We start from the raw sequence: 18,601 nt of genomic DNA, 5'->3' as shown, positions 1-18,601 counted from the left end.
GCTATACTCCTTGGGCAGCATCGGCAAAGAACCGTCGTGCCGCCTCGATCTCGTTTGGCCGCACCTCGTGCCCGCCTTCATGCCATTCCACTGTGACATCGGCGCCGTCGGCACGCAAATAAGCTTCGAGCCGCGTGGTCAGGTTCGGTGGGCAGATCGGATCGTGCTTGCCGGCGGTCAGCAGAATATGGCGGCCAGCGAGACTGCCCTTGACCTCAGGTTCGAACGGGATCAGCGGATGCATCAGCACCGCAGCGTCGAACTGTGCCGGTGTCGCAAACACCACCGAGGCCAGGATGTTGGCGCCGTTGGAGTAGCCGAGACCGAGCACGGCCGATGGCTTCGCAGCCTCGACATGCGTGTTGACGAAGCCTGCCATCTTGTCCGTCGCCCGCGTCAGGTCGTCCATATCGTAAACGCCCTCGCCGGTGCGGCGAAAGAAGCGTGCCGCACCTTGTTCCGACACGTCGCCGCGCGGCGAGACGATGGTTGCCTGGGGCGCGAGATCGCGCCCCAGCGACAGAAGCTGGTTTTCATCGGCCCCCGTGCCATGGAAGACGAACAGCAACGGACCGCCCGGCGAACCGGGCAGCAGCTTGTGGATGTACGCGTCCTTGCTCATGGTCTCAGCCTTCCAGCTTCTGCAGATGCTGTTCGAGATAGGGTCGCAGGTGCTGGTGCTGCGTCGGCAGCTTCAGCGCCTCGCCGAGATGAGCGGTATCCTCATCGCGATCGAAACCCGGCTCGTTGGTGGCGACTTCGAACAGCACGCCACCCGGTGTGCGGAAATAGATCGCCCAGAAATAATCGCGATCGATCACCGGCGTCACCCCATAGCCGGTGTCCATCAACGCCTTGCGCACTTCGAGCTGCTTGGCACGGTTCTCGACGGCGAAGGCGACATGGTGGACTGAGCCGGCGCCGAGATCGGCGAAGGCCGTGGTCGGCAGCGATTCGATATCGACGACATCGGCGCCGTTGCCGTTCTTCACAGCGAGCCGCCTGACGTTGCCTGATTTCTCGATCTCCTCGTAGCCCATGAATTTCAAAAGCTCCTCTGTGGCACCGCCATCCTTCAGCCGGAGCGACACCGAGTGGAAGCCGCGGATCGCCTCATCAGCAGGGATGCCGCCTTTCGCCCAGGGCGCTCTGCTATCCGCCTTGTCCTCGACCAGCGCGAAACCGTCGCCATCGGGACCGGAAAAGGCCAGACGCTTCTCGCCGAATGTCTCTTCGCGCGACACGCCGGTGACGCCTTCATCGGCAAAACGCTTTTCCCAATAGGCAAGCGTGCCTTCCGGCACCGAATAGACCGTGGTGCCGACCTCACCGACGCCATGACGGCCCTTGCCGATGTTGGGGAACGGGAAATAGGTCATCACCGAACCGGGCGTCCCGGATTCGTCGCCATAGTAGAGGTGGTAAACATCGGGCGCGTCGAAATTGACAGTCTTCTTGACCCGGCGCTGGCCGAGCTTTTGGGTGAAGAACTCATTGTTCTGCCGGGCATCCCTGGCCATTGATGTGACGTGATGCAGGCCCTTGATCTGGTCGAGCATTGTCTTGCTCCTTCCCTTGGTGCTTGTGCGGCACTCGCCGCTGTCCACGCCAATATGAGGATGCGAGCGCTTTAGGCAAAGGCGGCAAATACAGAATGGACTGTGCTGTAAAAGTGAACAATTGAAGGAAGACTGTTCACCAATTAGCCCGCAGGACACGCTTGCGCCGTCACCGGAATTCGGTTCCATGAGCGGCGTTCGACCATCCAGGGACAAGGGCTATCGCGAGTGACTGGAAAAGCCAGGCGGCCTAATATTCTCCTGATCACGTGCGACCAGTGGCGGGGCGATTGTCTGTCGGCCGCGGGCCATCCGGTTGTGAAGACGCCGAATGCCGATGCGCTCGCCGCCGAAGGAGTGCTGTTCAAGCGGCACTATGGCGGCGCCGCGCCCTGCTCGCCGGCCCGCGCCTGCCTCTACACCGGCCTCTACCAGATGAACAACCGCGTCTGCCGCAACGGCACGCCGCTTGACGCCCGTCACGGCAACATCGCGTTGCATGCGCGCGGCCTTGGCTATGATCCGACGCTGTTCGGCTACACCGACGTGTCGCTCGACCCGCGCCTGCTGGCGCCGGGCGACCCGCGGCTGCAAAGCTATGAAGGCGTGCTGCCGGGCTTTACGGTGCGCCAGCTGCTGCCCGAGCATCAGAAACAGTGGCTATCCTGGCTGAAGCAGCGAGGTATCGACACCAGCGCCGGATCTCCCGACATCCACCGCCCGGTGACCCAAGGCAAGGCCAGCGCATCCGTCAGCAACGCGCCACCCGTTTACGCCAGGGATGAAACGCTGGCCGCCTTCCTGACCGGCGAATTCACGCGCTGGCTCGGCGAGCAGGAGCGCGCCGCGCCGTGGTTCGCGCATCTTTCGTTCATCAGCCCGCACCCGCCCTTCATCGTCCCGGAGCCCTACAACACGCTGTATGAACCAGCGGACGGCCCCGCCTTCCAGCGGGCGGCAAGCTGGCAGGAAGAGGCGGAAAGCCATCCCTATCTCGCCTATGACATTGGCCGGCAGAAGCAGGCCAAGTTCCGTCCCGACGCCAGTGGCAGGGTGCACGACTGGAGCGATGACGACTTTCGCCGCATCCGCGGGATCTACTACGGCATGATCTCCGAGGTCGACGCGCAGCTCGGCCGCATCTGGCAAGCGGTCAAGGCCGCGGGCGCGTGGGACGACACCATCATCGTGCTGACATCGGACCATGCCGAGATGATGGGCGACCATTTCATGCTGGGCAAGGGCGGCTACTTCGATGGCAGCTACCACATTCCGCTGATCATCCGCGATCCGCACCACCGCAAGGCGGCCGGCGGCAGCGTCGACCGCTTCACCGAAGCGGTCGACATTGTGCCGACGCTTCTCGACCTGCTCGGCGAGGCTCCCGCGCCACATCTCGACGGCCACTCGCTGAGGTCGTTCCTGGACGGAGCGAACCCTGCAGCCTGGCGCGATGCCGCGCATTGGGAGTTCGATTTCCGCTCGATTGCCGATGGTGAGGCCGAACGCCATTTCGGCATCAACTCACGCCAATGCAACCTCGCCGTCATCCGCACGGAAAAATTCAAATATGTCCATTTCGGTGGCGGCCTGCCGCCGCTGCTGTTCGATCTGGAAAATGATAGGGGCGAGTTGAACAATCTGGCCGCCGATCCAGCCTATCTCGTCGTGCGCCTGGAGTTCGCCGAACGGCTGCTCGCCTGGCGAGCCGAACATCTCGACCAGTCGCTGGCACTGGCAGAGCTGACGGAGCACGGCGTGGTTGGACATGTCAGTGAGGGGAATAGGCAGTAGGGAATAGGGCTTGCCTACTGCCTACTGCCTACTGCCTACTGCCTACTGCCTACCGCACAATCATGCGCTGCTGATCGCGCCTCTCGGCATAGCTGCCCTTGTCATAGGCGGTTTGAGCCTCGAGCTGTTCCTTGGTGAAGGTCGTGTAGAGATACTTGTTGCCGTCCTTGTCGGTCATGAATTTGAGATTATCCATACCGACCGCGACTTCCTTCGCGCCAATGCCGAGGAAGCCGCCGACATCGACGATCACGGCATCGGGTTTTTTGTCGGGGGTCAAGACGACGTCGCCGATCACGCCGACCTTGGCATCGTTGGCACCGTAGACGGTGGTGCCCTTCAGATCGTCGGCGCGGATCTCACCAACCGGCATTTCGGTCAGCGCGGACTTGTCGATGGCTGCGGTCTTTGTCTGGTCAGGAGTCTGATCAGGAGCCGTCGCCGCGGCCGGTGCGGTTGCTGGAGGCGCATTGGAAGCCGTCGTTGCCGGCAGCGGGTCATAGGCCTTGCGGTTGAAATCCGGCTGCGCCTGCAGCTCTTCCTTGGTGGTCTGGGCTACCAGCCAGCGGTCGCCATTCTTCTCGGCCCACTGGGCCTTGTTGAAATCATAGGTGACATTCTTGGCTCCGAGGCCAAGGAAACCACCGACGCCGATGACCAGGGACTCGGCCTTGCCTTCCTTGGTCAGCACGATGTCGTTGACGCTGCCGATGTTCTGCGCGTCATCACCGGTGCCATTGTAGACGGTTTCCCCGATGATGTTGGTGGCAAGGTTGCCATCGGCGCGCTTCACAGGTTCCGCCGGAGGGGCATTCATGTCGACAGGTTTCTGCGCTGTATCCGTCGTCGCGGGCGCGGTCGGCGCCGTGGCATCGGTCGATGCGGTTGGCGCAGGAGGCGGAGCGTAGGGCTTGCTGTCGAATTCTGCCTGCGCCGCCAACTCGTCCTTGGTCGTCTGGGCAACCAGCCAGCGGTCACCGTTCTTTTCGGCCCATTGCAGCTTGGCATAGTCGAAAGCAACATTCTTCGCTCCGACACCCAGGAAGCCGCCGACGCCGATGACGACGGATTTCGCCTGTCCATCCTTGTCGAAGACGACGTCGCTGACCTTGCCGATGTTCTCGGCGTCGTCGCCGGTGCCGTTATAGACGGATTCACCGATGATATTGGTGACGATGCTGCCCTCGGCACGCACCGGGGCAGCGGCCGGCTCCTGAACGGCGGGCGTCTGCGCCGGCGCCGGGGTTGTCGCAGTCTGCGCGTAAGCCCCGGTCGCGACCAGGGTTGCGATTGCAGTCGTGGCTAAAAGATTGCGGATCATGTCAGTCTCTCCTCGTGCGTAATTTCGTGAGCCGCAACCGTCGCTTAGGGAGTTCGGACGCGGCGTCATCTACAATTTCACAACGTTGTGAGCATGCTGTTGTTCCGACAAAAACGCGGGCGCGGATGCGCGGCTACTGAAGGACGGAGCCGGTATTGGCTGCTTTCAAAACGGAACCTTTCCCGCTTCGTCGCGTTTCAGCCGTTGGCTGGGTCTGTGCCGGCCCGAGCGACGGAGCGGGGCATGAAATTTGCAGCGGTGCTGAACCGGGATGGCGGCACGTTGCGCACTATCGACCTTGCCGCTTTCTCAGAAAGGATGCATCAGACGCTGGAGGCGTCGGGGCACTCTCTCAGCATCGAGATTGTCGCCGGCAAGGATGTAGTGGAAACGCTCGACGGAGCGGCTTCATGCCGTTCCGTCGATGTCGTGCTGGCCGGTGGCGGCGACGGGACCATTTCCGCCGCGGCTGCTCGGCTGATGGGCACGAAGAAGGCGCTTGCCATATTGCCGGCCGGCACCATGAACCTGTTCGCTCGTGGGTTGGGTATTCCGCAGTCCCTCGATGCCGCGCTGGAGTCCTTCGCCAACGGCGAAATTATCGCAGTCGATATGGCCACGGCCAACGGCCGGCCCTTCGTTCATCAGTTTTCGATCGGCATGCACGCGAAAATGGTGCAACTGCGCCAGAAGATGGAATTCGGTTCGCGTCTGGGAAAGATCCGCGCCTCGGCCAAGGCAGCCTGGGCGACAATCAACAATCCACCGGCGATGAACGTGACGCTCAGCATCGGCGAAGCCGAGATGGCGGCCCGCATCACCGGCATCGGCATCACCAACAATCTGTTCGGCGAAGGCCACCTGCCCTACGCTGACAACCCGGCCGGCGGCGTGCTTGGCGTCTATGTCACGGTGGCGCAGCAGCGCGCCGAGCTGGTCAAGTTCTTCTTCAACATGGCGCGCGGCAAATGGCGCGACAATGAACATGTCGAAATCCATCAGGCGAACAGAACGGTCCTGAAAATCCATTCGGGGAGCAGCAAGTTTCGCGCCGTGATGGATGGAGAACTGGTCAAGCTCGATCGTGAAACGACAATCGAAATCCGGCCTGGCGCACTGAATGTCCTGGTGCCGGCCAGCCTCGCCGAGGCAAAGGCTGCCTGATGCGACCTCGAACGACGAAGCCCGAAAATCTAGCCGCTTGGCGCGCTTCCTTGCTCCGTCGCCGGCGTCTTGACCAATTCACCATAGATTTCAGCGATGCCCCAGGCAGCGAAGGCCAGGAGCAGCGCGGCAATCAAAATGCGCAGGCCGTGCCAGCCCCATCGCCCCTGACGCGCTTTGTTCTCGGGAATGATCTTGGCCATGGTCGGTCCTTGTCTTGTTTTGCACCAGCTGACGCATCTGGCACGACATGGTCAGGTAACGGTTCCTTGCTAGGATGGTTCCGGATCGGCGGGCTGCTCCTGATCGGCAGGACGGCGCGGGAACGAAGGCCGAGACGGGGGCAGGCCAAGACGGGGCATTGGGGGCTTGGTGAATAGTAAGGCAGAAACGTTGCCGGGCCTGCCGGCCGAAGTTGCACGCGCGATCAAGGATCAAGACCGGCTGGCCGTGCTGCACGGGCTGGAGATGCTGGATACGGCTGCTGACCCGGATTTCGACCGCATCAGCAGCCTTGCCGCGGCGGCGATGCAGGTGCCGATCGCCCTGGTCACGCTCGTCGGCCATGAGCGGCAATGGTTCAAATCCTGCCTCGGCCTGGACGAGACCGAAGCCGCGACCGACATCTCCTTCTGCGCCCATGCGATTGCCGCCGGCGACGAGCCGATGGTGGTCGCGGATGCAACGACGGACCCCCGTTTCAAGGCCAACCCGCTGGTCACCGGCAAGCACCATGTCCGCTTCTATGCCGGCGCGCCGATGATCGTCGCAGGTGCCCGCATCGGCACGCTGTGCGTGCTCGACCGCAAGCCGCGTGCCTTTCCATCCCGCACCGAGCTCGACCAGTTGAAGGCGCTCGCCGGCCTCGCCGCCAGCCTGCTCACCTTGAAGGACGCGACTCGCAGCGGCGCCATCGCCGAGGCCGCACTGGTGCGGGAGGAAAAGCGGCGCGCCATCGCGCTCGATGCGGCGTCGCTCGCCAGCTGGGCGTGGGACATCCGCACTGATACCATCGAATGCGACACCTTGCTGTCGGAGCTGTTCAACCTGCCACGCTCGAACCGGCTGCGAGCACGCGACATCCTCACCGCCATCGACCCGCGCGACGTCTACCAGACCGAAACCCGCTTTCGCGACGCCTTGACCGGCAGCGACGACTATTTCGGCGAATACCGGGTGAAGGGCTTTCATCCGCCACGCTGGCTCGCCACGCGCGGCCGTGTCATCGAGCGCAACGGCGATGGCAAGCCGACGCTGATCTTCGGCGTCAACTACGACATATCGGAGCGCAAGCTTGGCGACGAGCGGCAACGGCTGCTGCTGCGCGAGCTCAACCACCGCGTCAAGAACACGCTGGCGACCGTCCAGGCACTGGCGACGCAGACCGTGCGCCATGCCCGCCAGCCGAGCGAATTCCTCGAAGCCTTTGGCGCCCGGCTTCAGGCCCTGGGCATCGCCCACAATTTGTTGTCCGACCGCGAGTGGCGCGGCATCGGCATTCGTGAACTCGTCCAGATCGAAGTCAGGCCTTTCGAAACGGCAGAGCAGCCGCGCATGACGATCTCCGGCGATGACTTGCTGCTGTCGCCGGACCAGGCCGTCGGGCTTGGCCTGATCCTGCATGAACTGGGCAGCAATGCGTTGCAATATGGATCGCTGTCGGTGGTATCAGGCAAGGTTGATCTCGACTGGAGGACGCAGGGCAGGAAGGGTGCTCGACGCCTGGTCCTGACCTGGCGCGAAAGCGGCGGTCCTCAAGTCGCCCCGCCGGAGCGACACGGTTTCGGCTCGATCCTCATCCGCCGCAGCCTTGCCAAGGTGATTTCAAGCGAAGTGACCCACGAGTTCCGGCCGGAAGGCGTGTTTGCCGAAATATCGATGCCTCTGGAAGATCTGTCGAAGTGACGGACCTGACCCCAAACCCGAAATCGGCGAAGCAAGAGCCGGTTTCGGGATCATGATCAAACGGAAAGGCCAAAAGGCTCATTTCCGCTCGCTCTCATCCGGATCGTCGGATTTCACGTTCTCACGATAGATAGCGTAAGCCGCGAGCGCTACGGCCGGACCCAGGATGACGCCGAGACCGCCCTTTCCCTTGAGCAGCGTCGGCAGCACGGCGAGCGCAGCGGTGATGCCGATTGCTTTCATTTCCGCGTTGCGTCGTTGTGCCCGGCGCCGGGCGCGCGAACCAGCGGATATCTGGTAAATCAGCAGGATCAGCCCGGCAAGCACCAGGAAACCGGCGCCAAAGCCCAGCGCGGCGGCAAGCGACCCGTAGCGCATCGCCGCCCAGATATAGGCTGCGCCGACCAGAAACCCGAGACCACAGAGCGCTGCCGACAGGGCGAGCCCATAGACGATTGCCGCCGTGCGCGCCCGGCGCATGGCGGCAACGGTTTCGCCCGACGCCAGGCCGGAAATCAGGGATGCGAGCATTCCCATCTGAGGATGCGATTAGCGACGCGCGAGAAGCGCGAAGAGGAAGCCAACGCCGGCAGCGATCGCCAGTGACGTCACCGGCTTTTCGCGCACGCTGGCCATCATCTGCGCTTCGATATCCTTGGCGTTGCTGCGCAGACTGTCGAAGGCAGCTTCGCCCTGCGCACGCAGCTGCTCGACCCCTTCGGTGGCCGCACGGCGGGCTGTGCCATAGCCATGCTCGCCGGTCTTGGCCAACTGCTTGGTGAGCTTGTCGATATCGGCCTTCAACTGCCTGATGTCGGCTTCAAGGTCTGCATTTGCACGGGCGTCGTTTGCGGTCTTTCCTGCGGCAGTTGCCATTGCTTAACTCCTTGTGATTGCTTGATTTCAAACGCGCCGCATGTCTCAAGGTTCCGACACCAGGGACAAACTAGCCGAAAACGCATCGGCGCGCACCCCGTCCGCCGATATGGTAAAAAAGCGCTTGGTCAGATCAGCGGCCGGCGCGCCTCCCCCAACCCTTCCCAGCCGGCCAGCCGCTTGAGCCCTTCGTCGTCGATGACCTCGCAGCCGCCGTCGCGCCAGACGACCAGCTTGCGATCCATCAGCTTGCGGATTGTCTTGTTGGTATGAACCAGCGACAAGCCGAGCGTGTCGGCGATGTGTTGTTGCGTGATCGGTATCTGGATGGCCTGCTTGCCGTTCAGCCCGACGACCTTGGCCCGGCTGCCGATGAAGGCGAGAAGATAGGCGGCGCGCTCGATTGCGCTGCGACGCCCGAGGCTGAGCAGATTCTCGTCCAGCATGCGTTCCTCGCGCGATGCGATCCAGGTGATGTCATAAGCCAGCCCGGGATGATTGCGGTAGAGTTCGTGCAGATACTCGCGCTCAAAAACGCACAACAGCATCGGTGACAGGGCCTCGACGGAATGCTGCATCTCGCCCATCACGCTGCCTTGCAGGCCGATCAGATCGCCGGGCATGAGATAGTTGAGGATCTGGCGGCGGCCGTCCCGCAACAGCTTGTAGCGGAACGCCCAGCCCGAGAGCACGGTGTAGAGATGGGCGCTATGGCTTCCCTCCACCAGGACGGTTGCGCCCTTGTCGACGGCGAGTTCGCCTTTCTTGAATTTGCCGATGAAGGCCAGTTCCTGTTTTTCGAAGTCACGGAAAACCGGCAACGACCGCAATGGGCAGTTCTCGCAAGGATACTTACGATTGGAGAAAGCGCGATTCTCCTGAGCTGACATTTCGCCCCTCTTCGAAAGCCCGCTCTTTGGAAGGCTGCATTTCAACGCGTTGCAAGGATTGAGGTTCCGCCGCCGGCCACATGTCTTTTTTAAATGACAGCACGCCAATTAGCGATCATGAGTCTATGCGTTTCGAGGAGTCCTTGCCTGTGCCCACATTGCTTGACGGATTGCGGATTCTCGTCCTGGAGGACGAATTTCTTATCGCCATGGATGTCGAGCAGCTTTGCCGTGACCACGGCGCCGGTGAGGTGGTGATCGCCCGCGATCTGACCGAGGTCGATGGCAGGGAGGTCGCCATGCAATTCGATGCCGCCATCGTCGACCTTATGCTGGGCGGTGCCTCGACACTCGATTTCGCTTCGGGGTTGCGCGCGGCAGGCGTACCTTTCGTGTTTGCGTCGGGCTATTCGGATGCCGATGAAATCAAGGCATCGTTTCCGGGCGTCAGGCTGGTCGGCAAACCCTATTCGGGTGAAGACCTCGTGCAAGCGGTGGCGGCGGCCTGCGGACGTGCTTCTCCCAATTGAGATCCGGACCCTTGCGGATCGCGCCTGGCGATCGCAGGTCAGCTGGCCGGCGAGCCCGTTACCTGGGCCGAAATCGCATCCGGACCATACTCGTCTTCGCCTGATATTTTCAGGATCTCCTGCAAGCGCGTGCGGGCCCGGCTGACGCGGCTCTTGATCGTCCCGACCGCGCAACCGCAAATCTCGGCGGCCTCCTCGTAGGAGAAACCCGACGCACCGATAAGGATGATGGCTTCGCGCTGGTCCTCCGGCAGTTGTTCGAGGGCGCCGCGAAAATCCTTCAGATCGAGCTGGCCATGCTGGGCCGGATGAACGGCCAGCCTGGCCGTCATGATGCCGTCGCTATCCTGCACTTCGCGCCCGCGTTTGCGCATCTGCGAATAGAATTCATTGCGCAGGATGGTGAAAAGCCATGCTTTGAGGTTGGTACCGGGCTGGAAGCTCTCATGCTTGTCCCACGCTTTGACCAGCGTTTCCTGGACGAGATCGTCCGCCTTGTCGGCATTCTGCGTCAGCGACACGGCAAAGGCGCGCAAGCTCGGGATCGCCCCAAGCAGATCGGTCTTGAAGCCTTGGGAGACCGCTGCCATGCTTCAGTCCTTCTTCTGTGCGGGTTCGGCCCGTTCCAGTTGGCTGAGCAACTGGGCAAAGCGATCCGGCACATCGTCGGAGACCAGCTCGTCGTAATATTGTTTGAGTTTGCGTCCGATTTCGGAGTTCGGCCCGAGGGCGTCACCGGAACCGTTCCGGCGCCTGCCCGCGGCGCCAGCTAGAATATCTTTCGTCATATCCTTCATTTTGCCCTTATATTCCCAGCACCAAGCCGCTCACAACAGACTCAACACAACGCAAGCGGCCCCCTCGTCTGGTTGCCCATCCCGGCATCCAAACGCCGCTCCCCCGCATTAGTTCCATCTAAACCGGAACTTTTTCTCAGGAACGGCGTTTCTTAACTGGGCTTGCAATCAGCTTGACCTGCAATCTATGCAATCACGTCATTCTGAGGGAGACGTCTTATCATGAGCTTATCCGCCACCATCGCACCACACCTGCCATTCCTGCGCCGCTTCTCGCGGGCCGTTTCCGGATCGCAGGAAAGTGGCGACGCGCTGGTCGCCGCGATGCTCGAAGCCATCATCGCCGATGTCGATATCTTTCCCGAGGCCTCGAGCGACCGCATCGCGCTGTACAAGGTTTTCGCCAAGCTGTTCACATCGGTCGCCATCCGCGTCCCGCAGGAGCAGGCGCAATCGGCATGGGAACAGCGCGCCGCCGCCAATCTGAATGCGCTTGCGCCGCTCCCCCGCCAGGCCTTCCTGCTCGTCGCCGTCGAAGGTTTCAGCGAGGACGAGGCAGCCGAGATCCTCGATGTCGGCGATCAGGAGTTTTCAGAGCTGCTGGCACAGGCAAGCAACGAGATATCCCGCCAGGTGGCAACCGAAGTGCTGATCATCGAGGATGAACCGCTGATCGCCATGGATATAGAGGAAATGGTCGAGAGCCTCGGGCACCGCGTTGTCGGAACGGCGCGCACCCATGCCGAGGCGGTGATGATGTTCGGCAAGACACGGCCGAAGATGGTACTGGCCGACATCCAGCTCGCTGACGGCAGTTCGGGCATCGAGGCCGTGAACGAGATCCTGTCGTCGACATCGGTGCCGGTCATCTTCATCACCGCCTTTCCCGAGCGTCTGTTGACCGGCGAACGTCCCGAACCGGCCTTCCTGGTCACCAAGCCGTTCAATCCCGACATGGTCAAGGCGCTGATCAGCCAGGCGCTGTTCTTCGATCGCCAGGCGAAAGCCGCCGCATAGTCGGGAATGGAGGAGTGGAGGAATTGACGAACCCAAGGCGATAGCCTCGCTCGCCGATTTTCTCCAGATCTTCAAATTCATCAGTTCTTCACTTCGTGCTCCCTGATGCACGCATCGGGCGGCAACGGCGAAATTCCTGCGCCTCCGGCTCCGAACGATTTGCAAGCATCGTCTTTTTCGGCAAAGGGTGGAACAAACCGCATCCACCCACGTTTTCATCGCACCATTCGAAGGAGATGAACCATGCTTTACTGGGCGCTCGTATTTCTCGTTGTGGCAATCATCGCCGGCGCGCTTGGTTTCGGCGGCATCGCCGGCACGTCTGCGGGGATAGCGCAGATATTGTTCTTCATCTTTCTCGCCTTCCTGATTATTTCCCTCCTCGCCGGCCTGTTCAAACGGGCGTCGTGAGGACCGGACACTGGAAGCCGCACCCCTCAAACGGTTTCCAGCCACCGCCGGGCGGTATCCTGCAAAGGGCACCGTCCGGCGGACCGCTTTTGGAGCTGGTTTTCGGGAATTCTCTTTTGGAACCCATTCAACAGTGAGCCGTTCAGCCTGAGTTGGGTGGACAGATTGGCCGATGCGTTCCAGAACCGGAGATAGGAAAGACGACGTGCAAAGCGATGAAGTGATCGCCCTGCATCCTGCCGAAAGCGGCATGCAGCTTGGCCGGGCTCTTCTCCACGCGTTGCACAATGCCGGCATTTCCGTGCTCTATCAGGATCGCGAGATGAAAACCGTATGGGCGCGCAACATGCGCGCGCCTTGGGTTTCCGACGCCGCCGACAGCAACGGCATCCTGCCGGCGGCGCAGGCCGATCGCATTGGCTCGGCCAAGCGCGACGTCATTGCATCCGGCACCCCGCAACGTCTCGAGATCAGCGTTCCCGTCGAGGATGGCATCCGCTGGTTTCAAGTCTGGATCGATGCCGACCACGGCGATGGCGGCACGGTGCAAGGCGTCGTCACCACGATGGTCGAGACGACCGAGCAGAAACGCCGTGAGCAGACCCTGACGACGCTGTTGCGCGAAGTCAGTCATCGCTCGAAGAATCTGCTGGCGATCATTCAAAGCATAGCCACCCAGACCGGGCGCTACTCCGACGGCATCGGTGATTTCCTGACACGCTTCCGCGGCCGGCTGCAGTCGCTGGCTTCGTCCCAGGATCTCGTGACCTCCTCCAATTGGCGGGGCGCCGCACTTCGCGAACTGGTATCGGGCCAGGTTGGCCGCTACGGCGGGGATCCGGTGCGCAGCCTGCGTTTTCAGGGGGCAAACCCCTATCTCAATCCCAACGCTGCCCTGCATATCGGCCTCGCCATGCATGAACTCGCCGTCAACTCGGTGAGCTATGGCGCCCTGTCGCGGCCGGATGGGTTCGTCGAGGTTACAGCCAACCTGACCGTCGCCGATACCGGGCCCTCTCTGTCTCTGACCTGGGCCGAGACTATCGGAGCCAATGACAACCAGCGTAGCGAGAAGCGCTTCGGCAGCGTCGCACTCGAACGGGTCGTGCCGGCATCGCTGAACGGCACGGCGACGCTTGAAATCGCGGCTGGTCGCCTCGAATACCGTCTCGTCGTTCCGCATGGCAATTTCGAGACGGAATGAGCGGCTCCTTAACCGGCTGTTCACCATAAAAGCGGATGCTGTTTTTCCCAGACACCGCTGGAACCTGTTGCATCGTCGGACATTTCCGCAGCAGGACTTGCAGCATGGTGTGGAAGGAATGCCTTTGACGGTTGCCGACATGAACAAACTGGAGCAGGCCGCTCGTATCTCCATGGGCGAGTTTGAAGACTCCGAGGCATCCGTGCCACCGCCTCCTGTCCCCCATGCCTCGATGCGCATTCTCGCCTTAGGTCTGGCCGCGGTCATACTCGCAGTCATGCTCTTCCAGCTGAGTTACTGACGTCAGCGCCCCGCGCGCGCTGGCCGCTCATCTTAATTGGTTGAAGAACCTTGCGGTGCAGGAACTTTGCAGATTGTGGACCGTTACTGTGGCGAGAGGACTTTTCCGCCATGGAACACATCGCTGCATTGTTCTGGTCATCGGCTGCTCGAACATGATGACCGACTGCCGTGAACTCCAGGTTCCTGTAAGTGTCTTTGAAACCGCCGACCAATGCGTTGCCGAACGGCCGTTTGCGATGAGCGATGTTCAGGGACAGGCTCAGCATATCATGGCCAAGTGCCTTCCGGTGGATCCGGCTCTGGAAGACGACTATGACCAGATCGTCTGGAATGTGCATCCGGACGGCGCGCTCGACGCTTCACTGGCGATTTCCAGCGTCGTGATAGCGTCGAACACGGTACGCCCAGAAAAAGACTATCTTCGCCAACAATAGATTGCAGCAGCAAAGGCCTCCATTTCATGCTAAATGGCGGTTGGAGCTTATTAAAGTGAGGACACAAAGTGAGGAGCGACTCTATGCGGAAGATGATTATTGCCATGGTTGCGGTGGTGGCGGTCAGTGGCTGCACCTCGACCGAACAGGACGTGGTTGGCGGCGGCTTGATTGGCGCCGGTGTCGGCGGCTTGGTCGGCGGCGGCAAGGGCGCGCTAATCGGCGCGGCCGTGGGTGCAGGTTCCGGCCTGCTGGTGCGCAATCTGCGCAATGGCTATTGCCAGTATCGCGATCATCGCGGCCGGATCTACACGGCTCGCTGCAACTAGTTCGGCGATAATCGAAACGTTGATCCGGAGACCGGTTAGCCGGCCTCCGGTTTTTCGTTGTTTGGATGGTTGATTCTGCGCCTGACGATCGCGCTCAGTTCGCCAGGGGGATTTTGATTTCCACGTTCAGGCCATTGGCCTGATAATCGCGCTTGATCGTGCCGCGCAATTCGCGCGTGACGTTGAGGTCTATCAGCCTGGTGCCGAATCCGGTCTTGACAGGCGCTTCGAGTTTCTTGTGCCCGGTTTCGCGCCAATTGAGAGCAAGCGTCCTGTCACGCCCGCGCCCTTCGAGCGACCAGTCCACTTTCAGCGCCCAGTCCCCCTTGAGCGAATTGGCCGAATTGCCGGCTTCGCCGTATTTCAGTGCATTCGTCGCCAGTTCGTGAAAAGTCAGGCCGAGCGCTTGCGTCGTGGTTTCGTCGAGCAGCACCTGCGGCCCTGACAACAGCTCTTCGGGCAGCTCCTTGCCGAACACCTGGCCAAGCTCGATGCGCAAGAGATCGCCAAGATCGGCCTTCTGCCAGCGCGAACGCGTCAGCATGTCCTGGGACGCCGCCATCGCCTGGAGCCGGGCCGAGAAGGATGCGGAAAACTCATTGACGTCGGTGGCCCGCGACGCCGTCTGGCGCGCGATCGCCAGCACCCTGGTGATCGAATTCTTGATGCGATGCTTCATCTCCTGCAGCATCAGGTCTTTTTCGAGCAGGCTCTTTTCCGTCGTCTCGTGCAAACGCGCCGCCGCCTCATAGGCCCGCTCCTGATAACGCGCCACCAGCGCGATGGCGCCCGCCAACAGCAGGCCGAACAGCCCCAGCATCACCGGAATGGCGCGCGACGACGGCTGCGAGAAGGCGCTCGTCGGCCGGAACAGCACAGTCCATGGCCGCCCGGCCACAATGATCTTGCGGGTGACCAGCAGCCTGTCCCCCAAGGTCGAAGCCGGTGGCGTCTCCGACCGGAACAGCAGATTGTCGCCGTTCACGGCGCCGTCGCCGTCGTAGATTTCCGTGTTGACCGGCAGCAGCGGGGACCGGCTGAGCGCGGTCTGGAACAGGTCGCGAGCTCGAAAGGCCGCATAGAGAAAACCGGCTGTGGAGGATCTGGGCGCATTGATGGCATCGGGTGCGGTTTCGACATTGAGCCGCACGAAGACGAGGAAACCGGTGAACGTCTGCGCGGCGCCGGTGTCGTGGCCCAGCTGCACCAGCCCGCTGGCGTGCTGCTGGTCGTCCGACATCGCCTTTTCGATCGCCGCGCGCCGCACCGGTTCACTGAACATGTCGTAGCCGAGGCTGGCCTGGTTTGAAGGGTCCTGCGGCTCGAACAGCACGACGGGGGTGCGCCATGGCTGCGTGGTATCAGGATAGATTGGATGGCTGACGCCATGGTCGCGCAGCATATCGCGTTCGATCGCTGCCTCGTCTCCAGCCTTCGCCAGCTTGAGATAGCCGATGCCGCGCAAGCCTGCAAAATTTTTGTCGACATCGAGCGCTTTGAAGAACGCGTTGAACTCGCTGCCGGAAATATCGCCGTTGCGGGCATCGAACAGGGCCTGCGTCGAGCGCAGCAGCGACAGATGCAGGTCGATGCGGCTCTCGATCCGGTTGAGCGCGTCGTCGGCCGTCGCTTCGAACTTGATGCGGGCGGCCTCCTGCGTCGCGAAATAGGCAAACCCCGCCATCGTCATGCTGATCAGCGCAACGGCGATGAACGCGACGATTGGAAAAAGCTTCTTCAACGGATGATGCGATCCCTGGGCATGTCGGGCCTTTATGGGCAAGTCGCCGTGCCAATACAATGGCAAGGCCAAGCCATCGTGACGGCTGGCACATCACGCGTCCGGCAACCCGCGCCCGGGTCTGACCTCAAGCGGCGATCTTCAGCGCGCCTGGTCCAGGGATCGCGCCGGGCGGGCATTTGCCCAGAATGATCATGCCGAGCACCTCGTCCTGGGTGACGTCGGTGGTGCGGGCGGTGCCGACGACCTGGCCGTTCTTCATGACGCAAACCCGGTCGGCAAGTTCGAACACATCGTGGATGTCGTGGCTGATCAGGAAGATGCCGATGCCGTCGGACTTGAGCTGCTTGACCAGCTCGCCGACCTGCGCCGTTTCCTGCGGGCCAAGCGCCGCCGTCGGCTCGTCCATGATCAGGATGCGCGCGTTGAATAGGATCGCGCGCGCGATCGCCACCGACTGCCGCTGGCCGCCCGACAGCTTGATCACCGGCTCCTTGAAGCGCTGGAAGCGCGGATTGAGCCGGCCCATCACCTTGCGCGCCTCCGCCTCCATGGCAACGTCGTCGAGCGTGCCCCAGGCGGTCATCAGTTCGCGGCCGAGGAACAGATTGGCGGCGGCGTCGACATTGTCGGCCAACGCCAGCGTCTGGTAGATCGTCTCGATGCCGTATTTCTTGGCATCGCGCGGGTTGGAGATCGATGCCTCCTCGCCGTTGACGAAGATCTGGCCCGCATCGCGCTTGTAGGCGCCGGACAGGATCTTGATCAATGTCGACTTGCCGGCGCCATTGTGGCCGAGCAGCGCCACGACCTCGCCGGGGAAAAGATCGATCGAGGCGTCGTCGACGGCGCGGATGCCGCCGAACGCGATCGAGATGTTGCGCATATCGATGAGCGCGGTGCCGACGGGAGCGGTCTTGTCTGCCATGATCTTGTCCTCCCTAGACGCGCTTGCGATAGACGGTGTCGAGCCAGACGGCGATGACCAGCACTGCGCCGACGACGATGCTCTGCAGCGGCGAGTCGATGCCAAGCAGCACCATGCCGGACTGCAGCGACTGCATCAGCAGCGCGCCGAGCATGGCGCCCAGCACCGTTCCGGAGCCGCCGGCAAGCGAGGTGCCGCCGATGACGGCGGCGGCGATCACCAGCAACTCGTCCAACGTGCCCAGCGCATTGGTCGATGCGTTGAGACGGGCCGACGAGATCGCCGCGCTGATCGCGGCCAGCACGCCCATGATCATGAACACCTTCATGGTCACCCAGCGCGTGTTGATGCCGGCGAGATTGGCGGCCTCCGGATTGCCGCCGATGGCAAAGACATAGCGGCCGAAACGGGTGCGCTTGGTGATGAAGGTCATGACGATGCCGACCGCGACCGCCATCAGCACCGGTATGGCGATGCCATGGGCGATGAACAGTCCGCCTTCGGGAAGGGTGATGCCGTTCTGCTGCGCATACTGGCGCACGATGCCGATTGGCCACGGATAGGAATTGGCGATCCAGACGGCCCCAAGGATGGCAGCGCAGGTGACTACACCGAGAAAGGTTTCCGCCCAGACGGGGCGCAGTGGAAAGTTGAACCGTTTGCGCTGCGACCGGCCGTTGAGCAGCGCGAAGGCGACAGCCACGCAAGCGACGATGCCGATGATCCAGCTGGCGGTGGCGCCGATCGAGCCCCGCGGTCCTCCGCCCATCAGTTGGAACGTTGCATCAAGCGGCGCGACCGTGCGCCCGTTGGTGATCAGCCATGCCATGCCGCGCCAGACCAACAGACCGCCCAGCGTCACGATGAAGGCAGGAACTTCGAGATACGCGATAATGAAGCCCTGGAAGGCGCCGATCACAAGACCGAGCACCACGCCGGCGGCCAGCGCGATGATCCAGAGCCAGGGATTTCCAAGCTGGAAGCCGATGACGCGAATGAGGAATTCGGCTTGCGCCACGCCCATGATCATGCCGATCACGCCTTCGACGGAACCAACCGAAAGGTCGATGTTGCGCATGACGATGACCAGCACCATGCCGGTCGCCATGATCGCGACCGAGGAGGTCTGCACCGACAGGTTCCAGAGATTGCGCGGCGTCAGGAAAAGTCCGCCCGACAGGATGTGAATGCCGACCCAGATGACCAGCAACGCACCGACCATGCCAAGCATGCGCGTATCGAGTTCGGTTGCCTTGAGGAAGCGTCCGACAGCGCTCAGTTCGGACGCACGCGCCTGGTCTGCGGGCGTATTCGCGGGGTTGGACGTCGTGTCGGTCATGATTTCCTCCCACCGGCTGGCCGTCCGACGTGGATACCGGAACCCAGCCTAGAAGCTAT

The 18,601-nt window shown here is 62.0% G+C and carries 22 protein-coding genes; 10 read left to right on the top strand and 12 right to left on the bottom strand.

The features are described from left to right. Position 1: 1 nt before the first annotated feature. The gene (locus NKI38_RS01315; protein ID WP_352654121.1) at positions 2-622 is read right to left on the bottom strand and encodes an alpha/beta hydrolase; all 621 of its coding nucleotides are present in this window, start codon (positions 620-622) and stop codon (positions 2-4) included. Positions 623-626: 4 nt separating this feature from the next. Then, entirely contained in the window at positions 627-1,559 is a 933-nt protein-coding gene (locus tag NKI38_RS01310) for a VOC family protein (RefSeq protein ID WP_352654120.1), read from the bottom strand. 228 nt (positions 1,560-1,787) lie between these two features. Between NKI38_RS01310 and NKI38_RS01305 the strand changes: the two genes are divergently transcribed. Then, positions 1,788-3,353, top strand: coding sequence for an alkaline phosphatase family protein (locus tag NKI38_RS01305; protein WP_352654118.1), 1,566 nt, complete (start codon positions 1,788-1,790; stop codon positions 3,351-3,353). A 49-nt stretch (positions 3,354-3,402) separates the two neighbouring features. Here NKI38_RS01305 and NKI38_RS01300 read toward each other — a convergent pair whose 3' ends face one another. Next, on the bottom strand, positions 3,403-4,674 hold the full coding sequence (locus NKI38_RS01300) for a PRC-barrel domain-containing protein (RefSeq protein WP_352654117.1): 1,272 nt from the start codon (positions 4,672-4,674) through the stop codon (positions 3,403-3,405). 243 nt (positions 4,675-4,917) lie between these two features. Between NKI38_RS01300 and NKI38_RS01295 the strand changes: the two genes are divergently transcribed. Continuing rightward, complete coding sequence (locus NKI38_RS01295; RefSeq protein WP_352654116.1) at positions 4,918-5,838, top strand: diacylglycerol/lipid kinase family protein; 921 nt, start codon at positions 4,918-4,920, stop codon at positions 5,836-5,838. 29 nt (positions 5,839-5,867) lie between these two features. Here the strand turns inward: NKI38_RS01295 and NKI38_RS01290 are convergent, their stop codons facing one another. Beyond that, positions 5,868-6,041 (bottom strand): hypothetical protein, encoded by a 174-nt coding sequence (locus NKI38_RS01290; RefSeq protein ID WP_352633362.1) that lies wholly within the window; start codon positions 6,039-6,041, stop codon positions 5,868-5,870. Between the two features lie 169 nt (positions 6,042-6,210). On the opposite strand from NKI38_RS01290, the gene NKI38_RS01285 reads away from it, so the two are divergent. Next, positions 6,211-7,743 (top strand): sensor histidine kinase, encoded by a 1,533-nt coding sequence (locus tag NKI38_RS01285; protein WP_352654115.1) that lies wholly within the window; start codon positions 6,211-6,213, stop codon positions 7,741-7,743. Positions 7,744-7,821: 78 nt separating this feature from the next. Here NKI38_RS01285 and NKI38_RS01280 read toward each other — a convergent pair whose 3' ends face one another. The 3 genes from NKI38_RS01280 to NKI38_RS01270 form a co-directional block, all read right to left on the bottom strand. Beyond that, complete coding sequence (locus tag NKI38_RS01280) at positions 7,822-8,280, bottom strand: hypothetical protein (RefSeq protein WP_352654113.1); 459 nt, start codon at positions 8,278-8,280, stop codon at positions 7,822-7,824. Between the two features lie 12 nt (positions 8,281-8,292). Continuing rightward, positions 8,293-8,619 carry an ElaB/YgaM/YqjD family protein gene (locus NKI38_RS01275; RefSeq protein WP_352654111.1) on the bottom strand — a complete coding sequence of 109 codons (327 nt, stop codon included), beginning with the start codon at positions 8,617-8,619 and terminating at the stop codon, positions 8,293-8,295. Positions 8,620-8,747: 128 nt separating this feature from the next. Further along, positions 8,748-9,509, bottom strand: coding sequence for a Crp/Fnr family transcriptional regulator (locus tag NKI38_RS01270; protein WP_352654109.1), 762 nt, complete (start codon positions 9,507-9,509; stop codon positions 8,748-8,750). A gap of 125 nt (positions 9,510-9,634) precedes the next feature. On the opposite strand from NKI38_RS01270, the gene NKI38_RS01265 reads away from it, so the two are divergent. Next, entirely contained in the window at positions 9,635-10,039 is a 405-nt protein-coding gene (locus NKI38_RS01265) for a response regulator (RefSeq protein WP_502899229.1), read from the top strand. Positions 10,040-10,077: 38 nt separating this feature from the next. On the opposite strand, the gene NKI38_RS01260 is transcribed toward NKI38_RS01265, so the two are convergent. Further along, complete coding sequence (locus tag NKI38_RS01260; RefSeq protein ID WP_027037058.1) at positions 10,078-10,629, bottom strand: sigma-70 family RNA polymerase sigma factor; 552 nt, start codon at positions 10,627-10,629, stop codon at positions 10,078-10,080. Positions 10,630-10,632: 3 nt separating this feature from the next. Beyond that, on the bottom strand, positions 10,633-10,836 hold the full coding sequence (locus NKI38_RS01255) for a NepR family anti-sigma factor (RefSeq protein WP_352633368.1): 204 nt from the start codon (positions 10,834-10,836) through the stop codon (positions 10,633-10,635). 222 nt (positions 10,837-11,058) lie between these two features. On the opposite strand from NKI38_RS01255, the gene NKI38_RS01250 reads away from it, so the two are divergent. From NKI38_RS01250 to NKI38_RS01225, 6 genes are all read left to right on the top strand, one after another. Beyond that, positions 11,059-11,853, top strand: a complete 795-nt coding sequence (locus tag NKI38_RS01250; protein WP_352654105.1) for a response regulator — start codon at positions 11,059-11,061, stop codon at positions 11,851-11,853. Positions 11,854-12,096: 243 nt separating this feature from the next. Next, complete coding sequence (locus NKI38_RS01245; protein ID WP_091578592.1) at positions 12,097-12,264, top strand: DUF1328 domain-containing protein; 168 nt, start codon at positions 12,097-12,099, stop codon at positions 12,262-12,264. A gap of 172 nt (positions 12,265-12,436) precedes the next feature. Continuing rightward, the gene (locus tag NKI38_RS01240; protein ID WP_352633372.1) at positions 12,437-13,468 is read left to right on the top strand and encodes a sensor histidine kinase; all 1,032 of its coding nucleotides are present in this window, start codon (positions 12,437-12,439) and stop codon (positions 13,466-13,468) included. Further along, positions 13,446-13,769 (top strand): hypothetical protein, encoded by a 324-nt coding sequence (locus NKI38_RS01235; RefSeq protein WP_352654103.1) that lies wholly within the window; start codon positions 13,446-13,448, stop codon positions 13,767-13,769. The genes NKI38_RS01240 and NKI38_RS01235 overlap by 23 nt, the downstream gene beginning before the upstream one ends. 73 nt (positions 13,770-13,842) lie before the next feature. Next, a complete protein-coding gene (locus NKI38_RS01230) occupies positions 13,843-14,205 on the top strand; it encodes a hypothetical protein (protein WP_352654101.1) in 363 nt (120 codons plus the stop codon). 83 nt (positions 14,206-14,288) lie between these two features. Further along, positions 14,289-14,534, top strand: a complete 246-nt coding sequence (locus NKI38_RS01225; RefSeq protein ID WP_023757387.1) for a YMGG-like glycine zipper-containing protein — start codon at positions 14,289-14,291, stop codon at positions 14,532-14,534. A 94-nt stretch (positions 14,535-14,628) separates the two neighbouring features. Here the strand turns inward: NKI38_RS01225 and NKI38_RS01220 are convergent, their stop codons facing one another. The 3 genes from NKI38_RS01220 to NKI38_RS01210 form a co-directional block, all read right to left on the bottom strand. Then, positions 14,629-16,275: a CHASE domain-containing protein gene (locus NKI38_RS01220; RefSeq protein WP_352654099.1), complete on the bottom strand. Its 1,647-nt coding sequence runs from the start codon at positions 16,273-16,275 to the stop codon at positions 14,629-14,631. Positions 16,276-16,402: 127 nt separating this feature from the next. Then, complete coding sequence (locus NKI38_RS01215; RefSeq protein ID WP_352654097.1) at positions 16,403-17,203, bottom strand: ATP-binding cassette domain-containing protein; 801 nt, start codon at positions 17,201-17,203, stop codon at positions 16,403-16,405. A 13-nt stretch (positions 17,204-17,216) separates the two neighbouring features. Beyond that, complete coding sequence (locus tag NKI38_RS01210) at positions 17,217-18,542, bottom strand: sugar ABC transporter permease (protein ID WP_352654095.1); 1,326 nt, start codon at positions 18,540-18,542, stop codon at positions 17,217-17,219. Positions 18,543-18,601: the final 59 nt, after the last annotated feature.

The organism is Mesorhizobium sp. M0621 (assembly GCF_040320745.1).
In the GTDB taxonomy this organism is placed as follows: domain Bacteria; phylum Pseudomonadota; class Alphaproteobacteria; order Rhizobiales; family Rhizobiaceae; genus Mesorhizobium.
Note: the sequence above shows the minus strand (reverse complement) of the source record. Positions and strands in the feature narration are given on the sequence as shown.

What these genes read in the sequence shown, in the direction of transcription:
- NKI38_RS01315 (WP_352654121.1), bottom strand. Translation starts at nt 622, where the DNA reads ATGAGCAAGGACGCGTACATCCACAAGCTGCTGCCCGGTTCGCCGGGC.
- NKI38_RS01310 (WP_352654120.1), bottom strand. Translation starts at nt 1,559, where the DNA reads ATGCTCGACCAGATCAAGGGCCTGCATCACGTCACATCAATGGCCAGG.
- NKI38_RS01300 (WP_352654117.1), bottom strand. Translation starts at nt 4,674, where the DNA reads ATGATCCGCAATCTTTTAGCCACGACTGCAATCGCAACCCTGGTCGCG.
- NKI38_RS01295 (WP_352654116.1), top strand. Translation starts at nt 4,918, where the DNA reads ATGAAATTTGCAGCGGTGCTGAACCGGGATGGCGGCACGTTGCGCACT.
- NKI38_RS01290 (WP_352633362.1), bottom strand. Translation starts at nt 6,041, where the DNA reads ATGGCCAAGATCATTCCCGAGAACAAAGCGCGTCAGGGGCGATGGGGC.
- NKI38_RS01280 (WP_352654113.1), bottom strand. Translation starts at nt 8,280, where the DNA reads ATGGGAATGCTCGCATCCCTGATTTCCGGCCTGGCGTCGGGCGAAACC.
- NKI38_RS01275 (WP_352654111.1), bottom strand. Translation starts at nt 8,619, where the DNA reads ATGGCAACTGCCGCAGGAAAGACCGCAAACGACGCCCGTGCAAATGCA.
- NKI38_RS01270 (WP_352654109.1), bottom strand. Translation starts at nt 9,509, where the DNA reads ATGTCAGCTCAGGAGAATCGCGCTTTCTCCAATCGTAAGTATCCTTGC.
- NKI38_RS01265 (WP_502899229.1), top strand. Translation starts at nt 9,635, where the DNA reads ATGCGTTTCGAGGAGTCCTTGCCTGTGCCCACATTGCTTGACGGATTG.
- NKI38_RS01260 (WP_027037058.1), bottom strand. Translation starts at nt 10,629, where the DNA reads ATGGCAGCGGTCTCCCAAGGCTTCAAGACCGATCTGCTTGGGGCGATC.
- NKI38_RS01255 (WP_352633368.1), bottom strand. Translation starts at nt 10,836, where the DNA reads ATGAAGGATATGACGAAAGATATTCTAGCTGGCGCCGCGGGCAGGCGC.
- NKI38_RS01250 (WP_352654105.1), top strand. Translation starts at nt 11,059, where the DNA reads ATGAGCTTATCCGCCACCATCGCACCACACCTGCCATTCCTGCGCCGC.
- NKI38_RS01245 (WP_091578592.1), top strand. Translation starts at nt 12,097, where the DNA reads ATGCTTTACTGGGCGCTCGTATTTCTCGTTGTGGCAATCATCGCCGGC.
- NKI38_RS01240 (WP_352633372.1), top strand. Translation starts at nt 12,437, where the DNA reads ATGCGTTCCAGAACCGGAGATAGGAAAGACGACGTGCAAAGCGATGAA.
- NKI38_RS01235 (WP_352654103.1), top strand. Translation starts at nt 13,446, where the DNA reads ATGGCAATTTCGAGACGGAATGAGCGGCTCCTTAACCGGCTGTTCACC.
- NKI38_RS01225 (WP_023757387.1), top strand. Translation starts at nt 14,289, where the DNA reads ATGCGGAAGATGATTATTGCCATGGTTGCGGTGGTGGCGGTCAGTGGC.
- NKI38_RS01215 (WP_352654097.1), bottom strand. Translation starts at nt 17,203, where the DNA reads ATGGCAGACAAGACCGCTCCCGTCGGCACCGCGCTCATCGATATGCGC.
- NKI38_RS01210 (WP_352654095.1), bottom strand. Translation starts at nt 18,542, where the DNA reads ATGACCGACACGACGTCCAACCCCGCGAATACGCCCGCAGACCAGGCG.